Here is a 21,819-nt window from a genome sequence, read left to right as displayed (position 1 = left end):
ATCCCATTACACTACCCCTGGCTTCTCAATACGTGCGCCGGCAGTTCTGCACCCAGTGGAAGTGACGTTTACCTATTACATTGCCAAATAGCTTCTGACCGGATTAAAATGGCAATGAAATCGAATAGGCGCGAGTAAAGCGGTGTAAAGAATTGTTCCGTGTCGAAGACACCCGATTGTAGCCTTCGGCTGAACCCGCAAGCGTTAACCTACTCGGCATCGCCCCTTTGCGCAGGTCCGGTGCGATCATCAATGTCGCCATCACTGCGCTCAAGGTGGATGGCACGATCGACGCGCTGAACAAGAAGTGGTTCCTCGACTACAGCTTGAGCGAATAAGCCGGCTTCGTCCCGCGACCTGAAGGCGGTTGGCATTCGAAACCTTGCCTTAGGGCGACCAGAAGGGTGACCGGCTTGAACGGTGTATATGGATATATATCGACGAGTAGAACCCACAGAGCGGAACATGGACATGATTGTATGTGCAGGCGCGCGAAGCTTGGTTGGAAGATGCGGAAGTCATTTCTCGTGTCTCTGCCCAGTTGGCCGCACACCAAGAGATGAATGCAAGCTCGGTGCGAATAAGATCCGAGCTGATGGCTTCGGCCTCAACCGAGCTAATTAGTATGTTTTGAGCGGAATCAACGGTGTTGTGCAAGGATACGCGTTGATCATGCTATAGTATGAGCAGGCTGCGCCCGCCCGCGGCCTGTATGTCGCAGCTCAGTTTGTGGCTCTGGATTCTCAAGGACGCGGCCTCGGGCGCATGCTCTTGCGTGCAGTGGCGGTCGAGGCGGCTTCCCCTGGATTGGCCTTCGTTGGCGAGCTTTCCAAATCATGGAATAAGCCTGCTCAGGACTTCTATCGGAATCTACGGGCGATTCACGAACCTGCGGTTGGACACGCGCTGTTTGGAGAGGCGCTCATCCGGCTGTTCGAAAACCGCAACTCGTACACCGGGCGAGCAAGAAGCCGAAGGTTCTGTCCGCACAATTCGCTTGAGTAGGGTTATTTGCGAAGCAGTTTGCATTCTCAGTAGAATCGACCAAGTTGGTTCAAAACAAAAAGTTCCATAATTCTGCTTACGGCGCGAAATGCTCCAGTAGGCTTGCGGATGAAAGGCTTAGGCCAAAAAACGGAGGCGAAGTTCGGTGATGTTCAAGGTTGTGCGAGTGTTCTAACTATCTTGGAAACCGGCGGGGTTGCACCCAGCACCGATCCGTCAGCGATAATTCCTCAGGCGCCCGATGGAGGAGTTGAAGCTAACGCCTCGATCATAACCGCGAGACGCTGAAGGTCATCGGCGCGGAGAGCCTGGAGCGCAGACGCGATCCGTTCTTGAAATATCTCCTCCGATGTTCTGACCTCTTTGCTGGAAGTCGAACCCACTAATTCGTCAACCGTAATCGCCAGCACTGCGGCGATGCGGACCAAAGTCGAAAGGTCAGGCTCTCGTCGCCCGCTGACATAGTTGCCATAGCGACGATCGCTGAGGCCAGCACGACGAGCCACCTCGGCGTTCGATATACCAAGTTGCTCGGCGCGGCGTTTTAGATTCGTGGCGAAAGGTTCCATACCACATTTTGTTCATGACAAACCAAACGGGTCCATGTACGATACGGCGGTGCCAATCAGAACAAAATGTTGTGGTCATGGAACTCCGCCAACTCTCCTACTTCGTCGCCGTGGCCGAGGAGCTGCACTTCGGTCGTGCGGCCATGCGGGTGAACATCGCTCAGCCGGCATTGAGCACGCAAGTTCAGGCGCTGGAGAAGGGGCTTGGTGTACAGCTCTTGACGCGCTCGACGCGCAAGGTCGAACTGACGCGGGCAGGGGAGGTGTTTTATGATCGCTGTGTGCGAATGCTGGGGGAGCTGGATCTGTCAGCCGAGATGGCGCGCGCAGCAGGGGGGCGGACTATGCGGGAGATCAGGATTGGGACGATCTATCCGGCAACCACAGGTGTGCTGCCGGCGTTTCTGGCCCGGATCGGCCGGAAGTTTCCCGACATTCGCCTGCATGTGTCGAATGGCTCGACGTCGGATATCATCCGGCAGTTGGAATGTGGGAAGCTCAATCTTGGCTTCATCCGTCCCGTCGAGAACATCGGGTCGCTGCGGTTCTTCTCGATTGCCCATGAGCGTTACCTGCTGGCGGTGCCGATCGGAAATCCGCTTGCATCGAGACAAGAGGTGACGATCGAGGATCTGCGCGGTGAGAAGATCATCGCCTTCAAGCGGCAGAACCTCTCCTATACGGAGCGCTATTTCTCCGAGACCTTCGCGGAGCACGGGCTAAATGACAATGTCGCCTATACCTGTGACGACACTTTCTCGCTGATCTCGCTCGTATCCTCAGGTCTTGGCGTTGGCTTCGCTCCGGAATGGACGGGGGAGCTGCCGGGCAGGGACGTCGTATTGAAGAAGGTGACCGGCATCGATCTTAAGATCGGGCTGGGTGTTGCCTGGAGCAAGGATGATCCGACGGCGGCTCGCGATGACATCATCGACATCGCCAAGACATTGGGGCGACCGGGCAGATAAGGGTGGCGGTGTTTCCTACAGAGCTCACTGCCGTGCTTTCATGCGGCCGCTGATCTCCGCCGGCATGGTTGCGAAGACGCTCGAGGTAACGCCCCAAGGAGCCCGGCGGATTGTGCAGGAGCTCGGTCTTCGCGAGATGACGGGCAGGGGGATAGTATGACACTTCTTACGCGGCGTGGGCTGTGTCCAGGACGTTTGAAGAGCTTTACTTCATGGCTTTTGGCCAATAACCCGAAATTGATTGCTCGGCTGGGATACCTCCGAATCTCAGTATACGTCAGCCCCTTCGACTGAAAAGGCTTCGACGCCGCTTGGGCAAACCGGGGTGGGCCGGATATTGCCAACCCGTTCCACGTCCCCGACCACGACATCCCCCAGACATCGTCGCGAACTGCGCGCAGCGGCTATGAGCCTGTGGGTGAAAATCGCCCGATCATGACCGACGGACTCAGCCGGTGCTCCCTGGTTACAGTTAAGTTTATGGCACTTGCGTTTCATAGATCGAACTGAGCTTGGTCGGCCCTTGGTGTGCAACCCATAGCGCTGCAGCCAGATTGGCGAGCGCGACCAGGACTTCGAGATCCGGGTCGTCCATCACGTTGCGGGCCTGGCCCGCGCAGATGATCTGTCCGAGAAACTCACCGTTCCACTCTATTGGCGCATAGACGACCGAACCGCCGCGGAATGTCTTCAGGATCTTGACGAAGGAAACATGGTCGTCAGTGTTCTTCAAGATCAGAGGCTTGCGGTTAGCAACAACCCAACCCGGGTGGCCTATGTCGGTGCCTATGACCATGTGGTTCTGTTCTGGTCCATAATTCTGAGGAGCAAGCAGCACCTGCTTATTGCCGCCCGGCAGGATGAAGAACATGCCACAGGCATATTGATCGAGTTCACCATCCTTCAAATTGGCTGTCTCAGCAGCCCGCAGATGGTCTCCAAGGATCGTATGAGCCGCCGCCGTGACTATGGTGAGCGCTTCTTCCGGGCCAGCCGCCTTCGAGCCTTCAGATGCGACGGTTGCCAGTGTTTCGGTGGCGCGCTGATAGAATGATGCAAGATCACGCATGTATGGACTCCGATTTGATCAGATGGATCAGTTGATAATTGTGGGAAGCGTCATCGTCAGCGATGGCACCAGGATCAGCAGAAACAGGAAGATGAAGAGCAGGCCTACAAACGGGAGCACTCCTGCAATCACCTCGCTGACGGGCCGTTGAACGATGCCGGTGATGACGTAGAGCACCATGCCGACCGGTGGTGTGATCAGCGCGATCTCCATGTTGACAATGAAGAGTACGGCGAACCAAATCGGGTCAATACCGAGCGTGATCAACACAGGATAAAGGATCGGAACGACGATGTAGATGACGGAGATGACCTCCAGGATACAGCCGAGTATGAACAGCATGGCCATCATGGCGAGAATGAACCCCCAGGCGGGCAGGTCATAGGCCTGTATCAGCACCATGAGATCCTGGCTGACCTGGAGCGTTGTGACGACGTGACCGAGGATCATGGATCCGGCGATCAGCAGCAAAATCATGCAAGTCGCCTGCAGGCTGTCGATGAGGATGCCGAGCAGATCCGCAATACGCAGCGTACGATAGATCAGAAGGCTGATGATGAGTGCATAAAGCACACCTACACCGGCAGCCTCCGTTGCGGTGAAGAAGCCAAAGTAAATCCCGCCGATAACGATGGGGGGCAAGACGAGTGCAAAGCCCGCCTTACGGGTCTGGGCGAGGCGCTCAGACCAGGATGCCTTCGGCAATGCAGCCCCGCTTCGACCCGTGAGGGCACTAATAACCACATAACCGCACAGGATCAGCGCTAGAAGTATGCCGGGGATCATTCCTGCGGCAAAAAGCTTGCCAACCGATTCATCCGTGATCGCTGCAAAGAGCAACATCGGGATGGACGGCGGAATGAGAATGCCGAGCGTGCCGGACGCCGCGATGAGACCATAGGTGAACTTGCGATCATAGCCACGCTCGATCATCGGTGGAGCAGCGACGATGGCCATCGAGGCGGCATTGGCAACCGAAGAGCCCGTAATGCTGGCGCCGATGGCGCTTGTCACGACCGCAGACACTCCCAGCCCCCCTGGCAGATGGCCAAGCCATTTGGTCACTGTATCGAAGAGAATTTCTGTGACTCCGGCACGCCTGAGGATCTCGCTCATCAGGATAAAGAGTGGCACTGCAGTCAGAAGGAACGAATTGGTCGATGCGTAGATGGTCTGCGGCATGGTCATGAATGCCGAAGAGCCGTCCATGAGCCAGGCAGCGCCCAGCCCGACAATGCCAAGGCCGATGGCGACCGGAATTCCACTCGCCAAAACGAGCAGGAGCGCAATGATGATGGCCAATATGATCATGACTTGAACCTCAGGCGTGAGAGCTGGCGGCGTCGGCAAGTTCGCGACGCGCAACGACGCCCAAGCGCACCATGATCCGCGACAGGAATTCCAAGCCGAGCAGAGCGAATCCGATGGGAATGGTGAGCTGCGGTATCCAAAGTGGAACCCGCAGTTCGCTGACGGACACGGCTCCCATGATCTGGGAGAGTTCGACGAACCGCATGCCACTCAGACAGACGACAAAGCAGAATGCCGCACCACATGCATCGGTAATGACGCCCATCCATGTCTGCATCGAATGTGGCAGACGCGATGTCAGGAGATTGATCTCAAGATGTCGCCCGCGCCGGAGGACGAAGGCTGACCCCAGAAAACCGGCGGCGATGATGGCGTAAGTAGAGATCTCGACTGCCCAAAGTGTCGGCGAATTGAAGACCGAACGTGCAATCACCTCGATCATCACGGAAACGGCTATGATGGCGAGGGCGGCGGCTGCCGCCACCGCTCCCGTCATGGACAGGAATGCGATCATCCGGTCCACGAGCATACCAAGTTGCCTTAGAGTCATTGTGCTTCTCCCGTCCGGATCAGAGACCCCGGATCCACTCAATGACAGCCGCCTCGTCGTCCGATGCGCGGCTCTGCCAGCCTTCCACGACTGGTGCGAGGATCTTTGCCCATGCGGCCTTCTGCTCGTCATCGAGAACGACGACCTGGATGTTTTCCTGCAGGAAGGCGAGGCTCTGTTCATCCTGTCGGGCAGATTCATCTGCCGTTGTCTGAAACACCTCGCGCGCTGATTCCATCAGGGCAGTTTGCTGATTTTCGGTAAGACCGTTGAACTTAGCGAGGTTCATGTTGACCGCGAAGACGCCGAATGCTGCCTGGGCGATGGTCGCATGGCTCCCGGCCTCCCATAATTTGCGCGTGTCGATTGACGTCAGGCCGGTGATCGCACCGTCGATGGTCCCGTTCTGGAGCCCGAGATACATCTCGCCAGGATCCATCGTCGTCGGGGATCCACCCAGCGCGCGCACGGCTTCTGACGACAATGCGCCATAGGCACGGATTTTCATGCCGGCGAAATCTTCTGGCTTGACCAGTGGCTTGTCGTTGTTCGAAATATCAAACAGCGAGCCGAAGAACATGACACCCAGCGGTTTCATCTGGCGTGCGGCCAGGGTCTTTGTATAGAGATCGAACAACTGTCCGTCTGGAGCCCAGGCCTGTTCTGCATGATTGGCGTCGCGATACAGAAACGGAATGTCGTTGATGTCGGACACCGCGTCGCGCGTCCAGACATTGGTCAAGTTGAAGCCGATGTCGACAGCACCCGTCACGACGGCCGTTGGAATATCATGCGCCTTGTAAAGCTGCCCGGCCGGATAGACTTCGATCTTGAGCTCGCCATTCGTCTTTTCGGCAACGAGGGCGGCGAAGGTCTTTTGCGCTTCGGATAGATGATGTGTGACCGGCAGCGTGCCAGCGTAGCGAAGGACTGTCTCTGCGCTTGCGGACGAAAAAGTAAGCAGGCTCGCGCACAGGAAGCCAAGCGTCGTCTTTCCAGTCTTTTTCATAGTTTTTCCTCTCATTTCAAATGTTCCCAATCGCGTTTTCGCGCGGCATCTTGATGTGCCAATGCAGGGATTGTTTCCGATCGGCAGCGCGAGAACAAAGACGCATTCGGCATGCGAGCTATAGCGCTTGCTTATAGCGCGCAGCTTCCGGCTGGTCAGAGTGCGGTCGCCGCCCAGCGCCCTGAGGCCACCATGTCGCGAACGGTGTCGATGACAACTTCGACGACCGCAGCCGTCGCATTCGGATTGGATTGCTGCTCCGTCCAGACCAGATTGAGTTGTCTAGACGGCGCTGGCTCAAGATCGCGCGCATGCAGAACACCGCTCTCGAGCTCGGCCGCGATTGCGACGCCTGGCAGGATCGTTGCGTGCCCCTCTCGAACCATCTCGACCAACGTCGCAAGCGAGTCCACATCGGCGGTAACCTTCAGGTCGACATCCGCTGCTGCCAAAAACTCATCGATCAGTGCACGAATGGCATGTAGCCGCCTTGGGAAGACAAAATGCATGTCCCTCAGGTCGCTGAGCGTCAGAGGTGGTGGGCCGACAGACAGGGCCGGAGGCAGGATCAAGCGGAAGGTCTCCTGCAGGATGGGGCGAACCACCATGCTGCTTGGAAAGGCCGAATAGAACGAAGCATCATAGAGCATCGCAAGATCAAGCTCTCCCTTGCCGAGCCAGTCGCAGAGATAGCCGCTCATGGCTTCGATCAGTTGCAGCTTGATGCCTGGATAGGCTGCCTCCGTGCGGGTCTTGATCGAGCGACCAAGCAGTTTGACGACGGTCGTCGGCAAGCCGAGCCGCACTTCGCCCGATATGATGGCTGTTTCAGCCTGCATCGACTGTTTGAGAACAGTAAGGCGCGCGAGAATGTCCTCAGCACCAACAAGCATGTGCGCCCCGACACGAGACAGCCGCACGCCACGCGCATGGCGAAGAAATAACGGCGCCCCGACTTCCTCCTCGAGTTGACGGATCTGCTGGCTGAGCGCTGGCTGTGCAACGTGCAAGACTTCCGCAGCTCGAGAAAAACTTCCGTTCCGGGCGATGCACACGAATGTCCGTAGATGCCGAATTTCCATGACGCTCTGCTTTCGTTGAAGCCGTCCTGGACATCTCAACCTGTCGAGCCGCCCACCTAACGTCTAACTTGCTCACGCAATTCTGGTCGGCCGTCTTTCGACCTCTGGCACAGCGGCTGGGTCACCCCCTTCACGACATCGGATGCGCTAGCCAACGCGGTTTATTCAGCTGCGCGATTAGGTCGTTCGTCACAAAGGCGGACGCCTCTCCGTCACTTGCGTGTTCACGCGCTGAAAGGCTGAGGCCAGCGACAGGATGGACGCTTCGTCGTGGCTGGACGCCACCACCTGAAGACCGACAGGCAAGCCAGCCTCGGTAAAGCCGACAGGGATTGATGCCGCCGGTTGTCCCGTAAGGTTGAAGGGATAGGTGAACGTCGCCCAGGAGACGATGCTTTTGTCATCAAAGCCAGGCGGGACATCGAGGCCGGTATCGAAGGCGACAACCGGCAGCGTAGGGGTCAAAAGCAGATCATATCGCTCGAAGAACTGTCTCATCTTCTCGCGAAAGGCGTAACGGTCAAAGACCTTCTGGTAATAGGGTTCCATCCCTTGGGCGAGGGCAAGCTTCAAAACGCCAAGCACGGCGGGATCAAGGAGGTCGGGTTCATCTTGCACCACCTGTCGCAGTTTCGTGCCGACGCCTGCATAAAACTCTGCCGTCCACAGATCGATCGGATCATCCATGATGTTCTCGACCAATTCGACGTCCAATCCCAATTCTGCAATCTTCTCCACCGCACGGGCGGTGATGTCACGAACCTCCGGATCGACCCGGCCGTAACCAAGCGTCGGGCTCCAGGCGATCCGCATTCGCCGAAATCCCCGTCCCGCGCCGATGAAATCCGGCAGTGGGCCGTTCAGAGTTGCGGGATCGCGGCGATCGTATCCGGCAATCACATTGAGGACGGCTGCCGCGTCTTCGACAGTACGCGCCAATGGCCCCACATGCGCAAGCGTCGGCGTGGCCGATGTCGGAAAGACCGGAACCCTGCCGAACTGTGCCTTGATGCCAAACAGGCCGCACAAGGCAGCCGGTATTCTGATCGAACCGCCACCATCCGTGCCGATCGAATAAGGCACCAGGCCAGCGGCGACCATGGCGGCTGCGCCGCAGCTGGACCCTCCGGGTGTCTTGGCTACATCCCAGGGGTTTCGCGTCACGCCGGTGAGGGGGCTGTCACCAACCGCCTTGCAACCAAACTCACTTGTGGTCGATTTGCCGAGAATGACCGCGCCGGCGTTGCGAAGCCGCTCCGCCGATGGTGCATCGGCCGCCACGGGAGCGGCAGAGACTGCGCGTGATCCAAACTGCTGCGGCATGTCTTTGACCGCGATTAGATCTTTGACCGAGGTCGGAATACCATCCAGTTCGCCGAGCTTTTCGCCGCGCCTGATCCTGCGGTCGGCCGCCTCTGCGCTGGTGCGCGCGCCTTCTTCATCGAAGTGGCTGAACATGTTCAGCCGAGGCTCCAACTGTTCGTAGCGGGCGATCACATCGTCAAGGAGCTCTACGGATGAGAACTCCTTGCGCGAAAGCCCCTTGCTCAGCTCGCCGAGCGTCTTGTAGTTAAAGTCCGACATCGTCCACCCATTCCTACGTGAAGGGGCCGGGCGTCAAGCCGCCCGGCGCTCTATCACTCTTCGATGATTGCGACAGCGCGGACCGGTGAACCGGAACCACCCTTGAACTTGATCGGGAGCCCGATGAATTCGAACTCGCCCTTGCCGACGATGCTCTCAAGGTTCACCAGCCACTCGAAATGCGAGATGCCGAGGTCGCGGCACAGCCGGTGCTGAGCGAAGATGTTGTCAGTGGGCTTGTCGGTCGATGGACCCTCGACACCATGCATGCGAGAGCCGCGTTCGTGCAGCCACTTCGTGGCCTCCGCGGTCAGCCCCGGATTGCCCCAGACCAGCTGCTTTTTGTCGGCCTTGTTGCGTTCATGAAAGCCCGTGCAAAGCAGGACGATGTGACCATCAACCTTGACGCCAGCTTTCTCTTCGGCGGCCTGCATGTGTTCAGCGGTAATGTCCTCGAGATCGCCGATGTGGCGCAGATCAAAGCAGACCGCCTTGCCCATGAACAGGTCCAGCGGCATTTCATCGATGGATGCGCCCTTTGGATTGACGTGAAGAAACGCGTCAACGTGCGTGCCGACATGGTCCAGCATTCCGATGTAATTGGTCTGGAAGGTCATCGGGTCGCCTTCAACGCCCAAGCCGAAAGAGGATGTCGATTCATGCGATAGAGCCTTCAGGTAAACGGGGCTCTGGAACAGCTTGTGCGCGGGCATGTTGTCTTCGATCGTCAGGCTCAGATCGATAATGCGACGTACCATGGGGGAGTCTCCTCTTTGTTGTGGTTTCAGATTTGCGATGGAAGCCAGGTCGCGATACCCGGGAAGGCTGCAATGAGCGCGACGAGGAGCAGCAGGATGATCCAGTAGGGAATAGAGCCCATGAAAATCCTTGAAAGGGTTGCGTCCGGGTCCGTGACGCAGGCCTTGACCGTGTACACACACAATCCCAGCGGTGGGGTCAGCAGCCCCGCCTCGATCGCGACGATCCCGATAATGGCGAAGGCGATCGGGTCGTAGCCGATGGTGAGAGCCAGTGGGGCAAAGATCGGCACGGTCAGCAGGATGATGCTGACGGAGTCGATGAACATGCCAAGCACGAACCAGACGAGCACCATCAGTACCAGGATAAGAACCGGCGAGTCTCCAAGCCCGAGGAGCAGTCCCTGCACGCTGTCGATGATCCCGCCCAGCGCCAGCAGGCGCGTATACATCTGGGCCGTGATGAGAAGGAAAAGAAGGGGAGCGGAGATGCGGCCGGTTTCGAGCACCGCTTCACGCAGGCCCTGAAAGCTGACGCCTTTTAACAAGGCAAGAACAAGCGACAGAAGAACGCCGATACCCGCAGCTTCAGTCGGCGTGAAAATGCCAAACCAGATACCGCCCAGCACGGTGATGATCAGCGCGGTGACACCGATCGCGCCGAGGGTCTCTTCCCGGGTCGCCGGCGGATCCAGTTCTTCATCAATCCCCCCCGCCGATTTATCAGCCGAAACGCCGAACAGATGGGGACGCAGCCAGGCATAACCGATGACGAAAACGCAGAACATGATCGTCAGCAAAAGGCCCGGGACAACGCCGGCGACGAACAACTTGCCAATCGACTGCTCCGAAATTACGCCCCACACAATCATCAGGATGCTTGGTGGAATGAGCATGCCAAGCGATGCACTGCCGGCGATCGAGCCAAGGGCCACCGCCTTGTCGTAGTTGTGTCTGACCATCTGGGGGTAGGCTATGCGGGAGAAGGCTGCGGCAGACGCTATGCTGACGCCGGTGACAGCACCGAAGACTGCATTGCCGCCAATCGTTGCGAGCACGAGCCGACCAGGCAATCGCTTCAGTGATTTGTTGATGATGGAGTAGACGTCACCGGCCGCCCCCGACTTGGATATGAATTCGCCCATCAGCACGAAGAGCGGGATAACCGCGAACACATAGTCCCGAACGGACTCGTAAGTGGTGTTCGCCAGCAACGAGCCCGCAATGTTCCAGTCTCCGGTCAGATAAACGATGCCGAAAAAACTGCAAAGACCGAGCGCAATGACGACGGGAACGCTGAACAGTATCAGCGCAATCAGGATCATCACGATAGCAAGCGCGAATTCGGGGCCACCCATGGCGGTGCATCCTCTGGGCTGGATTTACAATGGAAACTAAGCTGAAGGGTCAGAGGCGCGGAGGCGCTGCATCACCGACGACCGCGGTCGGGTGATCAGGACCTAGCAGGGACTTGATCGCGATCATCACATAGTTGATCGCGGCCAGGATAGAGCACGAGACGATAGCGACGCGCACCGGCCAGGTAGGGATTGGGAACGAGACGTGCCCCTCGAACTCCTGCACGGCAATCGCTCTGACCATGGAGTCCCACGAAGCCCAGGCGATCAGGATAAAGAGCAAAGCACCGAGGATTGCCGTCACAGCGTCGAAGACGGATTTGGGGCGACCGGAAAGCTTACTGATAAGCAATTCCGATCGCAGCATTCCGTCGATGCGCACGGCATAGGTCAGCTGCAAGAATGCAATGATCAGGATGCCGTTCGCCACGATCTCCGCAACCCCGATGATCGGGGCATTGAAGACGAAACGCATGGCGACATCGGCTGCGATTAAGACTGCCACGAGGCCGAGAAGGATCGCAGCAATGTATTTCAAGAGCTGAGATACAACATCAAGCGCAATATCGATCTTATGCATCTGTTTTCCTCCTGACCGCTCGGCCGCCTATCCCTCCTCAATCGATCTTGTAGCGAAGCGCCCATTCGTGTCCGAGCTCTTCGACCTTAGCCAGGTAGAAGTTCATGACGCCGCTGCCTGGCAGCCCAGCCGAATTGACGTTCTGCGCCATTCGATTTGGAAAGTCGGCAAGCGCATTCGCCCAGTCGTTCTTTGCTTCCGGGGAAATTTCGGTCACCTGAACGCCAAGCTCCGACAGTGTCTTCAGGCCTTCGGCATCGTTGCGGGTGCAGACTTCCGTCGTGACGGCCGCCCATTCGTCGCCCATTTCACGCAGGATCTGCTGTACGTCTTCGGGCAGGCTGTCGTACTTGGCCTTGTTGATCGTCACGGCATTCAGATACTGAGCGCCGAAATCTGTCTTGGTGAAATGGGGTGCAACCTCGTTCAGCTTGAAGGTGTGCCACCAGGACGCGGCGCTGATGTATCCTTCATACACGCCGGACTGAATCGACTGGTAAGCCTCGTTCAGATTGGAGGCCACAGCGGTCGCACCCGAAATCCAGTCGAGATTGACCCCGGCACCTGCAATCTTGTGACCTTCCAGGTCGGCAAAATTTGTCCAGGCGAAGTTGGTGCCGAGCCCGTAGTTCTCCAGGCAGGCGCCGCCGAGATATACCTGGTTGTAGTCCGCCTCGAAGGGCGCTGTAAGCTCCGGGAATTCGGCGTAAGTTGCCCGCGCTGCTTCCGTCACCATCGCGACATCGGCGGAGTTGAAGGGCAGATAAAGCGTGAAGTTCTGAAGTGAGAGATTAGATGGCTCGAAGATCATGCTGACAAAGCCGATGTCGAGAATGCCGTCGCGGGTGGACTCAAGAACCTCCGTCACCTTGGCCACCTGGCCGGCGTGGAATTCCTGGATCGTGACTGTGTGGTCGGTCCGTTCCTCGATGCGCTTCTTTAGCTCCGGCGCGAACCATTTATGGGCGGTCTCGGTGTATGCGAGAAGACCGATCGGATGTCCCGATCCGAGCCGCAGTGTTATATCGTCTGCGGAAGCGAGTGCCGTTGAGCCGAGAAGGGCCGCAACAGCGCATACAATCACCTTAGATCTCGTCATAGGCTTAGCTCCTAATACTGTTCCACCTGAGTAGCTTTTTTGTGCGACTTCTTGTGTATAAGACGATACTGAGCGCTGAACTGTTGGCTAGGCTCTAATTGATGATGCAAGATATCAATCATTTTTATGGCTTTGATTTAAGCGGCAGAGCACAATAAAGGGGCATTGTTTCATGCTTGAGTTTCGGGATCTGAAATGCCTCGCGGCGATTGCTGAAAGTGGAAGTTTTTCAGCAGCTTCTCGCAAACTGCATGTGACGCAGCCGGCCCTGAGCGCCGCCATCAAGCGCCTAGAAATTGATCTCAAGGTCAACCTTGTGGAGAGGCATTCGAGAGGCGCGAGATTGTCCGAGGAGGGCAAGTTCGTCCTGCAGAAATCCTACGCGATCTTTCGCGAACTGGCGGAAATCAACTCCGTCGTTCAGAACTTCGCGGAAGCGCCGATGGGCGTCGTTCGCTTGGGCCTACCCACCACCGTTGCGGGCGGACTTGTTCCAGAACTCTTTCCCCAGCTTGCAGCCAATTTTCCGCTTATCAAACTCAACATCGTGGAAGCAATGAGTGGGGTGCTTGCCGAAATGCTTCAGCTCGGTCGCCTCGATCTCGCAGTTCTCTTTGACGTGCAACCGATGACAGGTTTCCGGAGCCAGCCGATCCTGAAAGAGAAGCTGCATCTACTGGTGCCGGCCGATCATCACCTCGCGCAACGTCGGTCGGTCCGACTGGAGGAGATCACGCGCCTCAGAATGGTGATGCCGAGCGATCATAATTCGATCCGCCGCTATGTGAATGGCGTCTGCCATGCGGAAGGATATGCGCTGGATGTCAAGGCTGACGTCGACTCACTTCCGGGTATCATGAGTCTGTTGCGTCAAGGCTATTGCACTGTGATGCCGCTTTTCTCGTTTCGTCGCGACATCGAGGAGAGGCGGATCACGGCGATCGTAATCACCCGACCCGAACTGAGCTGGACGCTGCATCTGGCTTCACGAGATGATGCCACGCGACCAAGAGCCAGTTTAGCAGTCAGCCGTTTGGTGAACGAAGTCTGCGCTGACATGGTCAAGCGAAACGTTTGGCCTGGCGAAATTTGCGATAATTGAAACCTATACCGGAGTGGAGCAGCTGGTACCACAGTTGCTCCACTCCGGTATTTGATGGAGGGAATTCGATGTCCGTTGCGGGTTGGTCTGATCAGTTGCGGCTTAGCAGCATGAGCTTGATGCATTGAAGCAGCCGCCGGTTCAATCGGCAGCAGCACCCGCTGGGCATCTGAAAATGGCCGCTGATGGTCCTGAGCCTCAGTCCTTGGAACGGGCTACCAGTGTATCACATGCGCTGAAGGCGATGCAGGGGCGTTCAGCTACAGTAACAAACGCCGCTGGAACGCCGCGATGTGGCGATCGTAACCTTGACCGGACCCGGCGGGCGCGAAGCGATGGACACCCTTTTGACGCAAGTGAACCTATAAAACACCCCGATCGGTGCCTTTATCTTCTTTTCGCACCTTTCCCTGCTGTAATCGTCCCGAGGGGGGGTGATTATGGAAAAAATCAACGATACGAAAAGTCTCGGAATGCTGATCCACCAAGAGCGTAAACAGCAAGGTTTAACGCAGGAACAGCTCGCAGGGGTAATTGGAGTGGGCGTACGTTTTCTCCGTGAACTCGAGGTCGGAAAAGAGAACTGCCAGATTGGCCGTGCAATGCAGGTCCTGGCGGGACTGGGCCTCGCTGTGTCCGTCGGGCGCCGCCAGAGTTTGCGATCGTGGCCCGCATATTGGACGTCTATTTTCGCGACACCAAGGCCGGCGTGCGCGAAGGGTCTGAGTTGGCGTTTGTGTGCAACCGGCCTATCACTCTTACCTTCACTCAGGCACGTTGAATGAGCGACGGAAATAGGCTCGCACAGCCTCCATGGCGGGACTGAACTCCGCGTTGCGTTTCCATGCCAAGCCAACATCCATCGACGGGATGGGGTCGGTCAGTGTCATCGTTTCGATACGACGGCCTTCCAGCGACCACGGACGATGTACCATGTCGGAGAGGATCGCCACACCCTGGCCGTTTGCCACCAGCGAGCGAACGGCTTCGACCGACGAAGTGCGAAGTGTGATTTTCGGCAGATAGGCGGTCTGGCTCCAATACTTCATGGAGCTGTGTGAGGCTTCGTCCACAGTCAGCATGATGTAATCTTCCTCTGCGACGTCCTTCAGGCCGATCGGGTTTTCGCTCAGTAGGCGGTGACGCGCGGGCACCCAGAGACGTCGCTGCGAACTCAGGAGCTTTTCGGCAACCAATTCCGGGTTGAGAATGTTGGAGGTCAGCATAACGGCGATGTCGTAGCGATTGGCGAGCAACCCTTCCTCGACCGATTCCCGGTTCATCTCAAAGAGCTGGATCGACAGGCCGGGGAACTGGCGTTTCATCCGCTCGATATGAAAGGGCAGGAAGTAGCCGATGACGGTATAGGTCGCCGCGATGCTAAGGGTACCTGTGACCTGCTCCGAGACAAGGCTGAGCTGCGTCGCCTCCTCCACTTTCTGCAGGATCTCGTAGGCCTGCGACAGAAACCGTCGTCCTGCCCCGGTCAGGTCCATGCCATGTGGCGTGCGCTCGAACAGGGCGCCGCCGATCGTTTCCTCCAAATCCTTGATCGCGGTCGTCACCGCCGATTGCGAGATTGCCAGGTTGATGGCGGCCTGGGAGACCTGGCCGGCTTCTGCGGTGGCAACGAAATAGCGGATTTGACGAAGGCTGAGCGACATCACGGTTCCATTCTGTTTCGCGGATATGCCGCATTGGAAAATCAGATGATCATTCCGAAATATTGCAATATTTCGACGCGCAACCGACACGCACTCTCGTCAAACGCCTCTTATCAGAAGTGAATCTGCTTAGGAGATCGGTCACATCGTCATCTGAATTTTCGATATCTTGATTCTGAAAATTGTATTTTTCAAATGATTGAATTCTTCCTACCATTTTCTGACCAAAACAAAAGCATCATCAGCTTGTGCGCAAAAATCAGGCAAGTCAGGGGCAAGACGTGGCACTCGAAGTCGTGGACATCAATTGCGATATGGGCGAAGCCTTCGGTCGTTGGCGCGTTGGGGATACGGATGACGATGTGCTGATGGGGCTGATCAGTTCTGCCAATATCGCAACGGGCTTTCACGCCGGCGACCCCAATCTGATGGACCATACCGTGCGCACCGCTGTGCAGCATGGCGTAGGGATCGGTGCCCATCCCGGCTATGACGATCTGCAGGGTTTCGGACGTCGCAAGATCAATGGCACGGCGCGCGAGCTGGTCAATGACGTGGTCTATCAGGTCGGGGCCTTGCGCGAATTTGCCCGTCGCCACGGCGCGAGGCTCCAGCATGTGAAGCCGCATGGTGCGCTTTACATGGAAATGGCGGTCAATCCCGATCTGGCGCAGATCTTCGTTCAATATATGCGCACCGTCGCACCCAATTCCTATGTGCTGTGCATGGCAGGGTCTGCCACAGAACGGGCAGCGATCGAGGCCGGTCAGCCCGTCGTGCGCGAATTCTATGCCGACCGGGATTACGACGAGAGCGGATCGATTGTCTTTACCCGCGATGTCGGACGTCCCGATGCTGCAGCAATTGCCCGCAAGGTGGTGCGCGCCTGTACGCATGGCACGGTCACGACGGTGACTGGCAAGGACATCGACATCCCCTTTGAGAGCATCTGTTTCCATTCCGACACGCTCGGCGCACTCGATATTGTCCGCCAGATGCGTGAGGCGCTGGTCGCGGAGGGCATTCGTATCGCTCCCCTGTCCGAAATCATCATGTAACCGGAGACAAAGATGAGCAAGCTCGAGATCAGATCGCCACTTCCCGGCACCTTCTACCGCAAGCCAGCTCCGGAGGCCGCTGAGTTCAAGGCCGATGGCGAAACCGTCGCCGTTGGCGATGTGATCGGCCTCGTCGAGGTGATGAAGACTTTTCATGAAGTCCGCGCCGATGTCGCGGGTTCAGCCGTCGTCTTCATTGCCGAAGACAGTGAACCGATCATGGCGGGCCAGGTGATTGCCGAGGTCAAGGCATGACCATCCGCTCGATCCTTGTCGCCAACAGAGGTGAAATCGCGGTCAGGATCATCCGGGCCGCAAAGGCCCTCGGCATCCGCACCGTGCAGGTCTATTCCGCCGCCGACCGGGACATGCTGGCGGTGAAAATGGCCGATGCCTCGGTCGAGATCGGGCCGCCGTCTGCCGCCAAATCCTATCTCAATATAGGAGCCGTGTTGAAGGCCGCAGTGGATACGGGCGTCGATGCAATTCATCCAGGTTACGGCTTCCTCTCGGAAAACGCAGCATTTGCTAAGGCGGTTGTGGATGCAGGCCTCGTTTTCATCGGGCCGAGTGCGGATGCAATCCGGCTGCTAGGCGACAAGGTCGAGGCCCGCAAGGTTGCCAAGGCGGCCGGTGTGCCAACCGTCCCCGGATCGGATGGGCGCATCGACGATCTCGACGCTGCCCGCGCTGTTGTCGCCGTGATCGGGTTTCCGGTCATGATCAAGGCGGCCGCCGGTGGTGGTGGTCGCGGCATCCGCATCGCCGAGACCATGGAAGAGTTTGAACGCCATTTCCCGCAAGCTTCAGCCGAGGCGCTCGCTGCCTTTGGCGACGGCGGACTTTACGTCGAAAAGGTCATCACGCGCGCCCGACATGTCGAGGTCCAGATACTTGGTGACGGCATTGATGCGGTGCACTGCTTCGAGCGCGAGTGCTCATTGCAGCGTCGCCGGCAGAAGGTGTGGGAGGAGGCACCCGCCTTGCGCCTGCCTGATGCCGTCCGCGCGAAGCTGTGTGCCAGCGCGGTGGCGCTTGCCCGCGAAGTCAAATATCGCGGCGCCGGCACGGTCGAGTATCTCTATGACGAGGCGAGCGGCGAGTTCTATTTCATCGAGGTCAACACCCGCATCCAGGTCGAGCATCCGGTGACCGAGATGGTGACGGGCATCGATCTCGTGCAGGAAATGATCCGCATTGCAGGCGGCGCCCGGCTTTCTGTCCGCCAAGACGAGATCAATGTTCATGGACATGCCATCGAGTGCCGCATCAATGCCGAGGACCCTGCGCGTGGCTTCCTGCCGGCACCTGGCACGATCGAGGCCCTTAAAGTTCCGGAAGGCGAGGGTATACGTTTCGACACCATGCTTTATGCCGGCTATCAGGTGCCGCCCTTCTATGACTCGCTGCTCGGCAAGCTGATTGTCTGGGGCGAGACGCGCGAAAGCTGCCTTACCCGCCTGAGCGAGGCCCTTCAAACTTTGGAGATCAAGGGGCTCGCAACGACCATCCCGTTGCACCAGGCGCTGGCCGCGCACCCCGCCGTCGCTTCTGGCGATGTCCACACCCGGTTCCTCGAACCATGGCTGGATACCGCATTCCAGAAAGCTGTTCCACCCAAGGAGGTTGCGTGATGCCCATGCGATATACATTCGGCGGCGACGAACACCTGTTCGTCGAATGCTCTGATGAAATGTCCCTTGATGCATTCTTCAATTCGATGTCGATGACCAGTGGCATCCGGCAGGCCGGTATCAAGGGTATTACCGAAATCTGCCCGGCCAATGCCTCCTTCCAAATCAAGTTCGATCCCGACGTCATTCATCCCAAGGACATTCTGAAGGAAGTGCAGGCGATCGAGCAGGCGGCTTCCAAGGCCGAGCCGGTCATCTCCACCCGCATCGTCGAAATCCCCGTCTTCTACAACGATCCCTGGACCCATGAAACGCTGATGCGTTTTCGTGAACGTCACCAGGACCCTTCAGGGACGGATCTCGATTATGCAGCGAGGATCAACAATTACGGCTCGGTTGACGATTTCATTAAGGCCCATGCCGGTTCGCCCTGGTTCGTCTCGATGGTCGGCTTCGTTTCCGGACTGCCTTTCATGTACCAGATGGTCGAGCGCCAGAGACAGATCGAAGTACCGAAATACCTGCGCCCGCGCACAGATACGCCACGCCTGACCGTCGGCCATGGCGGCTGTTTTGGCTGCATCTATTCCGTACGTGGCGCTGGCGGCTACCAGATGTTCGGCATCACGCCGATGCCGATCTACGACCCCACCCAGACGACGTCCTACCTGAAGGACTTCATGGTCTTCTTCCGCCCCGGCGACATCGTCAAGTTCAAGCCCGTTGATCGCGACGGTTATGATCAGGCCGTGGAAGACGTCGACAAGGGCCGTTTCTCCCCGCCAATCCGCGAGGTGAAATTCGACCTGACCGAATTCAGCAAGGACATCGACGGCTACAACGCAAAGCTGGAGGGCGCTCTCCATGGCCATTAAGGTTCTCCATCCGGGTCTTGCCACCTCCATCCAGGATCTCGGTCGCCCGGGTTATTTTCATCTGGGTATCCCGCTCGGCGGTGCCATGGATCGGCTGGCACTGAAGGCTGCCAACCTGCTTGTCGGCAATGACGAGGGGGCCGCCGGCCTCGAAGCCGTTTTCATCGGACCGAAACTCGAGTTTGAAACGGATGCCATGGTCGCCGTCACCGGCGCCGAAATGCCGATCAAGGTCGATGGCGAGGAAAAGCCCGGCTGGACTGCCTTCAGGGTCAAGGCAGGCCAAGTACTGACCTTCGATTATCTGAAGACCGGCGCTCGCGTCTATATTGCCATCTCCGGTGGCATCGATGTGCCGCTCGCACTCGGTTCCCGCTCGACCTATGCCATCGGCGCACTCGGCGGTCTGAACGGTCGGCCGCTCGCTGACGGTGATGCACTGCCCATCGGAGAAGCGAGGGGTGGCATCGAAGGAAAGTCCATTCCCGAAGCCCTGCGCCGAAAGCCCGGAATGCCGGCTGAACTTCGTGTCCTCCCGGGTCTCTACTGGCATCGCATCACGGAAGAAGCGGGCCGGAATTTCTTTGAGGACACCTGGAAAGTGGCCCCTGAGGCCGACCGCATGGGTTACCGCTTCCGGGGTGGCCGCAAGCTCGATTTCGTCGAACGCATACCACCCTTCGGGGCAGGCTCCGATCCATCGAACATCGTCGACAGCTGCTACCCCTATGGCTCTATCCAGGTTCCTGGTGGAACCGAACCTATCATCCTGCACCGCGATGCTGTTTCCGGAGGTGGTTATTTCATGCTCGGCACAGTGATTTCCGCTGACATGGATCTCATCGGCCAGTTGCAGCCACATACACCAACGCGGTTCGTGCAGGTGACGATGGAGGAGGCATTGGCAGCGCGCAAGGCGCGGCATGCTGCACTTGCCCGCCTGCGTGAAGCGATGGCGTAGGAGGCTCCGATGGCATCGGTCGGTCTACAGTGTTCACCACGCGATCCACCGGATGGATCAATCGAGAACCGGTGTCAGATAGGCGGCCGTGACGCTGGGGCCGGGCACGATGGCGACGATCTTCATCTGGGCGATCGTGCGGTTCAGCGAAGCTTCGAGATGCGTTTCCATCATCGATACAGCAGCTTCTGTAGCGCCACGCAGAAGCAGTTCCGTGATCAGCCGCAGTTCCGTGATGATTGCGGGGTCGCCAGGCAAGCCAAGACGGCGCAGCAGGCGGTCAGTGGCAATGACCGGCATGAGGTTGTTGCGCACCAGGTCCTTCAGCCGGTCGTTCGGAGCCGTGAGGACGCAGCACTCGATGAACTCGGACTGAATGGTCTCGATCTCGCTGAGCGAACCCGCATTGCTCGTCGCCTCTGTGGCGCGCAACCGGTGAAGAAGGGTTTCGAGACGTCTGGGGTTGATAGTGCCTGCGCCAAGGCGGATCGCCGGCGGCTCCAGCATCTTGCGCAGCACGAAGTGATCCTTGACCGTTTGCGCCGTCAGCGGGCCTGCAATCCAATGCGAGCTCTGGTTCTTCCGCACAAGCCCGCGTTCGCGCAGGCGCGTCAGCACATCGCGGACCACTGTGCGACTGACATTGAAATGGTTGGCGAGTTCGATCTCGATAATGCGATAGCGGCCGAACACGACGCAGCCGGCAACATCCGCCTCAACGGTATTGTAGATGCGCTCCCAGGAGGAGCGGCTTTGGAGCGCCTCGTCCGCGTGGCGCGGAACCACGAGGCCGAGCGACTTGATATCGGTCCGGTTTGGCTCGCGTTCCGTGCCTGGAGGCCCCACAAGGAAACCCCGACCGGAAAAGCGGTGTACCAGCCCTTCCGCTTCCAGCGTCTGCAGGGCGCGTTGCACCGGCGCGCGCGAGGTCTGCAGAATATCTGCAATCGGCCCCTCCAGCAGGACGAGCCCTGGTGGCAGCGTGCCCGTTTCGATGTTGCTGCGAAGCACGTCCTCGGCGATCTCGTAGCGCCGCTGCGTGCTGCTGGCTGCCTGATCTTCCTTCATTTGCTCCGTCGTCTATCGCCTTCGATGGTGAGCCGCACTCTGCCGTATTCTGTCGCATAAAGAAAGAATGCCACAAATGAATATTGAATACAAAAGCTGCTAAATCGGAAGTTGGATGCGTAGCGTCTCTTTCCTTTGTGGCGGGACGTTAATCGACATGGGAATAGACGAGGCTTGAGCAAGCTGTGCTGGTTTGCGGGCCTAAAGGCGATCGGCTGGCTGCGATGGCGGCAGCGAGGCCCTTAAGCGCCTGCCCGCATCGAGTGGGGGTTGTCGATTTCGACGGCTGAAAATCCATTTTTGAATTATTTAAAGAAGTCTATTGAATACAAAAATCATTCGTGGCATGGTTTTGAAAGTCAAGGCGCCCGGAAGAGGCGTCGAGTGTGGAACGAAACGAAAATGCTCAGGAACATCGCTGCGCCGCGCATCTGACGATGCGTGAACGAGAGCTCTTGTGTTCATCGCACGTCATGTGGCGTTCGGTGAGGTGCGGAGCCATGCTCAGATGATGT

At 57.9% G+C, this 21,819-nt stretch carries 21 protein-coding genes and 4 pseudogenes; 11 read left to right on the top strand and 14 right to left on the bottom strand.

What is annotated here, in order from left to right; translation table 11 throughout:
* Positions 1-242 precede the first annotated feature (242 nt).
* Positions 243-338 (top strand): annotated as a pseudogene (locus tag E9677_RS18230) (basic amino acid ABC transporter substrate-binding protein); the annotation flags it as partial.
* Positions 339-708: 370 nt separating this feature from the next.
* Positions 709-1,005 (top strand): GNAT family N-acetyltransferase, encoded by a 297-nt coding sequence (locus E9677_RS25930; protein ID WP_136559635.1) that lies wholly within the window; start codon positions 709-711, stop codon positions 1,003-1,005.
* A 230-nt stretch (positions 1,006-1,235) separates the two neighbouring features.
* Here E9677_RS25930 and E9677_RS18220 read toward each other — a convergent pair whose 3' ends face one another.
* The gene (locus tag E9677_RS18220; RefSeq protein WP_136559456.1) at positions 1,236-1,574 is read right to left on the bottom strand and encodes a helix-turn-helix domain-containing protein; all 339 of its coding nucleotides are present in this window, start codon (positions 1,572-1,574) and stop codon (positions 1,236-1,238) included.
* A gap of 77 nt (positions 1,575-1,651) precedes the next feature.
* On the opposite strand from E9677_RS18220, the gene E9677_RS18215 reads away from it, so the two are divergent.
* Both E9677_RS18215 and E9677_RS18210 read left to right on the top strand, forming a co-directional pair.
* Positions 1,652-2,542 carry a LysR family transcriptional regulator gene (locus tag E9677_RS18215; protein ID WP_136559455.1) on the top strand — a complete coding sequence of 297 codons (891 nt, stop codon included), beginning with the start codon at positions 1,652-1,654 and terminating at the stop codon, positions 2,540-2,542.
* Positions 2,543-2,585: 43 nt separating this feature from the next.
* Positions 2,586-2,702 (top strand): annotated as a pseudogene (locus E9677_RS18210) (helix-turn-helix domain-containing protein); the annotation flags it as partial.
* A 318-nt stretch (positions 2,703-3,020) separates the two neighbouring features.
* Here E9677_RS18210 and E9677_RS18205 read toward each other — a convergent pair.
* From E9677_RS18205 to E9677_RS18160, 11 genes and pseudogenes are all read right to left on the bottom strand, one after another.
* Positions 3,021-3,611 (bottom strand): GAF domain-containing protein, encoded by a 591-nt coding sequence (locus E9677_RS18205; protein WP_136559453.1) that lies wholly within the window; start codon positions 3,609-3,611, stop codon positions 3,021-3,023.
* A gap of 27 nt (positions 3,612-3,638) precedes the next feature.
* The gene (locus E9677_RS18200; protein ID WP_136559452.1) at positions 3,639-4,922 is read right to left on the bottom strand and encodes a TRAP transporter large permease; all 1,284 of its coding nucleotides are present in this window, start codon (positions 4,920-4,922) and stop codon (positions 3,639-3,641) included.
* A gap of 10 nt (positions 4,923-4,932) precedes the next feature.
* Positions 4,933-5,472, bottom strand: coding sequence for a TRAP transporter small permease (locus tag E9677_RS18195; RefSeq protein ID WP_168801265.1), 540 nt, complete (start codon positions 5,470-5,472; stop codon positions 4,933-4,935).
* A gap of 19 nt (positions 5,473-5,491) precedes the next feature.
* The gene (locus E9677_RS18190; protein WP_168801264.1) at positions 5,492-6,481 is read right to left on the bottom strand and encodes a TRAP transporter substrate-binding protein; all 990 of its coding nucleotides are present in this window, start codon (positions 6,479-6,481) and stop codon (positions 5,492-5,494) included.
* A gap of 155 nt (positions 6,482-6,636) precedes the next feature.
* The gene (locus E9677_RS18185; protein ID WP_235883025.1) at positions 6,637-7,374 is read right to left on the bottom strand and encodes a LysR substrate-binding domain-containing protein; all 738 of its coding nucleotides are present in this window, start codon (positions 7,372-7,374) and stop codon (positions 6,637-6,639) included.
* Between the two features lie 18 nt (positions 7,375-7,392).
* Positions 7,393-7,563, bottom strand: a pseudogene (locus E9677_RS25925) (LysR family transcriptional regulator); the annotation flags it as partial.
* 189 nt (positions 7,564-7,752) lie between these two features.
* Positions 7,753-9,147, bottom strand: a complete 1,395-nt coding sequence (locus E9677_RS18180) for an amidase (RefSeq protein WP_136559448.1) — start codon at positions 9,145-9,147, stop codon at positions 7,753-7,755.
* A gap of 53 nt (positions 9,148-9,200) precedes the next feature.
* On the bottom strand, positions 9,201-9,905 hold the full coding sequence (locus E9677_RS18175) for a cyclase family protein (RefSeq protein WP_136559447.1): 705 nt from the start codon (positions 9,903-9,905) through the stop codon (positions 9,201-9,203).
* A 26-nt stretch (positions 9,906-9,931) separates the two neighbouring features.
* Positions 9,932-11,263: a TRAP transporter large permease gene (locus tag E9677_RS18170; RefSeq protein ID WP_136559446.1), complete on the bottom strand. Its 1,332-nt coding sequence runs from the start codon at positions 11,261-11,263 to the stop codon at positions 9,932-9,934.
* Positions 11,264-11,312: 49 nt separating this feature from the next.
* Complete coding sequence (locus E9677_RS18165) at positions 11,313-11,843, bottom strand: TRAP transporter small permease (RefSeq protein WP_136559445.1); 531 nt, start codon at positions 11,841-11,843, stop codon at positions 11,313-11,315.
* Between the two features lie 37 nt (positions 11,844-11,880).
* The gene (locus E9677_RS18160) at positions 11,881-12,942 is read right to left on the bottom strand and encodes a C4-dicarboxylate TRAP transporter substrate-binding protein (protein WP_136559444.1); all 1,062 of its coding nucleotides are present in this window, start codon (positions 12,940-12,942) and stop codon (positions 11,881-11,883) included.
* Positions 12,943-13,114: 172 nt separating this feature from the next.
* Here E9677_RS18160 and E9677_RS18155 point away from each other — a divergent pair, with 172 nt between their 5' ends.
* A complete protein-coding gene (locus tag E9677_RS18155; RefSeq protein WP_136559443.1) occupies positions 13,115-14,044 on the top strand; it encodes a LysR family transcriptional regulator in 930 nt (309 codons plus the stop codon).
* Between the two features lie 440 nt (positions 14,045-14,484).
* A pseudogene (locus tag E9677_RS18150) lies at positions 14,485-14,697 on the top strand (helix-turn-helix domain-containing protein); the annotation flags it as partial.
* 111 nt (positions 14,698-14,808) lie between these two features.
* Here the strand turns inward: E9677_RS18150 and E9677_RS18145 are convergent.
* A complete protein-coding gene (locus E9677_RS18145; protein ID WP_136559442.1) occupies positions 14,809-15,708 on the bottom strand; it encodes a LysR family transcriptional regulator in 900 nt (299 codons plus the stop codon).
* 281 nt (positions 15,709-15,989) lie between these two features.
* Between E9677_RS18145 and E9677_RS18140 the strand changes: the two genes are divergently transcribed.
* From E9677_RS18140 to E9677_RS18120, 5 genes are read left to right on the top strand one after another with little or no spacing between them, the layout of a single operon-like run.
* Positions 15,990-16,766 (top strand): 5-oxoprolinase subunit PxpA, encoded by a 777-nt coding sequence (locus tag E9677_RS18140; protein ID WP_136559441.1) that lies wholly within the window; start codon positions 15,990-15,992, stop codon positions 16,764-16,766.
* Positions 16,767-16,778: 12 nt separating this feature from the next.
* A complete protein-coding gene (locus E9677_RS18135; protein WP_136559440.1) occupies positions 16,779-17,021 on the top strand; it encodes an acetyl-CoA carboxylase in 243 nt (80 codons plus the stop codon).
* A complete protein-coding gene (locus tag E9677_RS18130; RefSeq protein WP_136559439.1) occupies positions 17,018-18,400 on the top strand; it encodes an acetyl-CoA carboxylase biotin carboxylase subunit in 1,383 nt (460 codons plus the stop codon). Before E9677_RS18135 ends, E9677_RS18130 begins: the two co-directional genes overlap by 4 nt.
* Complete coding sequence (locus E9677_RS18125; RefSeq protein ID WP_136559438.1) at positions 18,400-19,275, top strand: 5-oxoprolinase subunit B family protein; 876 nt, start codon at positions 18,400-18,402, stop codon at positions 19,273-19,275. Before E9677_RS18130 ends, E9677_RS18125 begins: the two co-directional genes overlap by 1 nt.
* Positions 19,265-20,236, top strand: coding sequence for a 5-oxoprolinase subunit C family protein (locus E9677_RS18120; protein WP_136559437.1), 972 nt, complete (start codon positions 19,265-19,267; stop codon positions 20,234-20,236). The genes E9677_RS18125 and E9677_RS18120 overlap by 11 nt, the downstream gene beginning before the upstream one ends.
* 57 nt (positions 20,237-20,293) lie before the next feature.
* On the opposite strand, the gene E9677_RS18115 is transcribed toward E9677_RS18120, so the two are convergent.
* Positions 20,294-21,304, bottom strand: coding sequence for a GntR family transcriptional regulator (locus E9677_RS18115; RefSeq protein ID WP_136559436.1), 1,011 nt, complete (start codon positions 21,302-21,304; stop codon positions 20,294-20,296).
* Positions 21,305-21,819: the final 515 nt, after the last annotated feature.

Source organism: Peteryoungia rhizophila, from assembly GCF_004912145.1.
GTDB classification, from domain to species: Bacteria; Pseudomonadota; Alphaproteobacteria; order Rhizobiales; family Rhizobiaceae; genus Allorhizobium; species Allorhizobium rhizophilum.
This window is presented reverse-complemented; position numbering and strand designations above follow the sequence as displayed.

Coding starts and splice junctions, on each gene's coding strand:
- E9677_RS18220 (WP_136559456.1), bottom strand. CDS start 1,574: ATGGAACCTTTCGCCACGAATCTAAAACGCCGCGCCGAGCAACTTGGT.
- E9677_RS18120 (WP_136559437.1), top strand. CDS start 19,265: ATGGCCATTAAGGTTCTCCATCCGGGTCTTGCCACCTCCATCCAGGAT.
- E9677_RS18195 (WP_168801265.1), bottom strand. CDS start 5,472: ATGACTCTAAGGCAACTTGGTATGCTCGTGGACCGGATGATCGCATTC.
- E9677_RS18185 (WP_235883025.1), bottom strand. CDS start 7,374: ATGCTTGTTGGTGCTGAGGACATTCTCGCGCGCCTTACTGTTCTCAAA.
- E9677_RS18175 (WP_136559447.1), bottom strand. CDS start 9,905: ATGGTACGTCGCATTATCGATCTGAGCCTGACGATCGAAGACAACATG.
- E9677_RS18205 (WP_136559453.1), bottom strand. CDS start 3,611: ATGCGTGATCTTGCATCATTCTATCAGCGCGCCACCGAAACACTGGCA.
- E9677_RS18130 (WP_136559439.1), top strand. CDS start 17,018: ATGACCATCCGCTCGATCCTTGTCGCCAACAGAGGTGAAATCGCGGTC.
- E9677_RS18160 (WP_136559444.1), bottom strand. CDS start 12,942: ATGACGAGATCTAAGGTGATTGTATGCGCTGTTGCGGCCCTTCTCGGC.
- E9677_RS18200 (WP_136559452.1), bottom strand. CDS start 4,922: ATGATCATATTGGCCATCATCATTGCGCTCCTGCTCGTTTTGGCGAGT.
- E9677_RS18145 (WP_136559442.1), bottom strand. CDS start 15,708: ATGTCGCTCAGCCTTCGTCAAATCCGCTATTTCGTTGCCACCGCAGAA.
- E9677_RS18170 (WP_136559446.1), bottom strand. CDS start 11,263: ATGGGTGGCCCCGAATTCGCGCTTGCTATCGTGATGATCCTGATTGCG.
- E9677_RS18135 (WP_136559440.1), top strand. CDS start 16,779: ATGAGCAAGCTCGAGATCAGATCGCCACTTCCCGGCACCTTCTACCGC.
- E9677_RS18180 (WP_136559448.1), bottom strand. CDS start 9,147: ATGTCGGACTTTAACTACAAGACGCTCGGCGAGCTGAGCAAGGGGCTT.
- E9677_RS18115 (WP_136559436.1), bottom strand. CDS start 21,304: ATGAAGGAAGATCAGGCAGCCAGCAGCACGCAGCGGCGCTACGAGATC.
- E9677_RS18155 (WP_136559443.1), top strand. CDS start 13,115: ATGCTTGAGTTTCGGGATCTGAAATGCCTCGCGGCGATTGCTGAAAGT.
- E9677_RS18165 (WP_136559445.1), bottom strand. CDS start 11,843: ATGCATAAGATCGATATTGCGCTTGATGTTGTATCTCAGCTCTTGAAA.
- E9677_RS18125 (WP_136559438.1), top strand. CDS start 18,400: ATGCCCATGCGATATACATTCGGCGGCGACGAACACCTGTTCGTCGAA.
- E9677_RS18215 (WP_136559455.1), top strand. CDS start 1,652: ATGGAACTCCGCCAACTCTCCTACTTCGTCGCCGTGGCCGAGGAGCTG.
- E9677_RS18190 (WP_168801264.1), bottom strand. CDS start 6,481: ATGAAAAAGACTGGAAAGACGACGCTTGGCTTCCTGTGCGCGAGCCTG.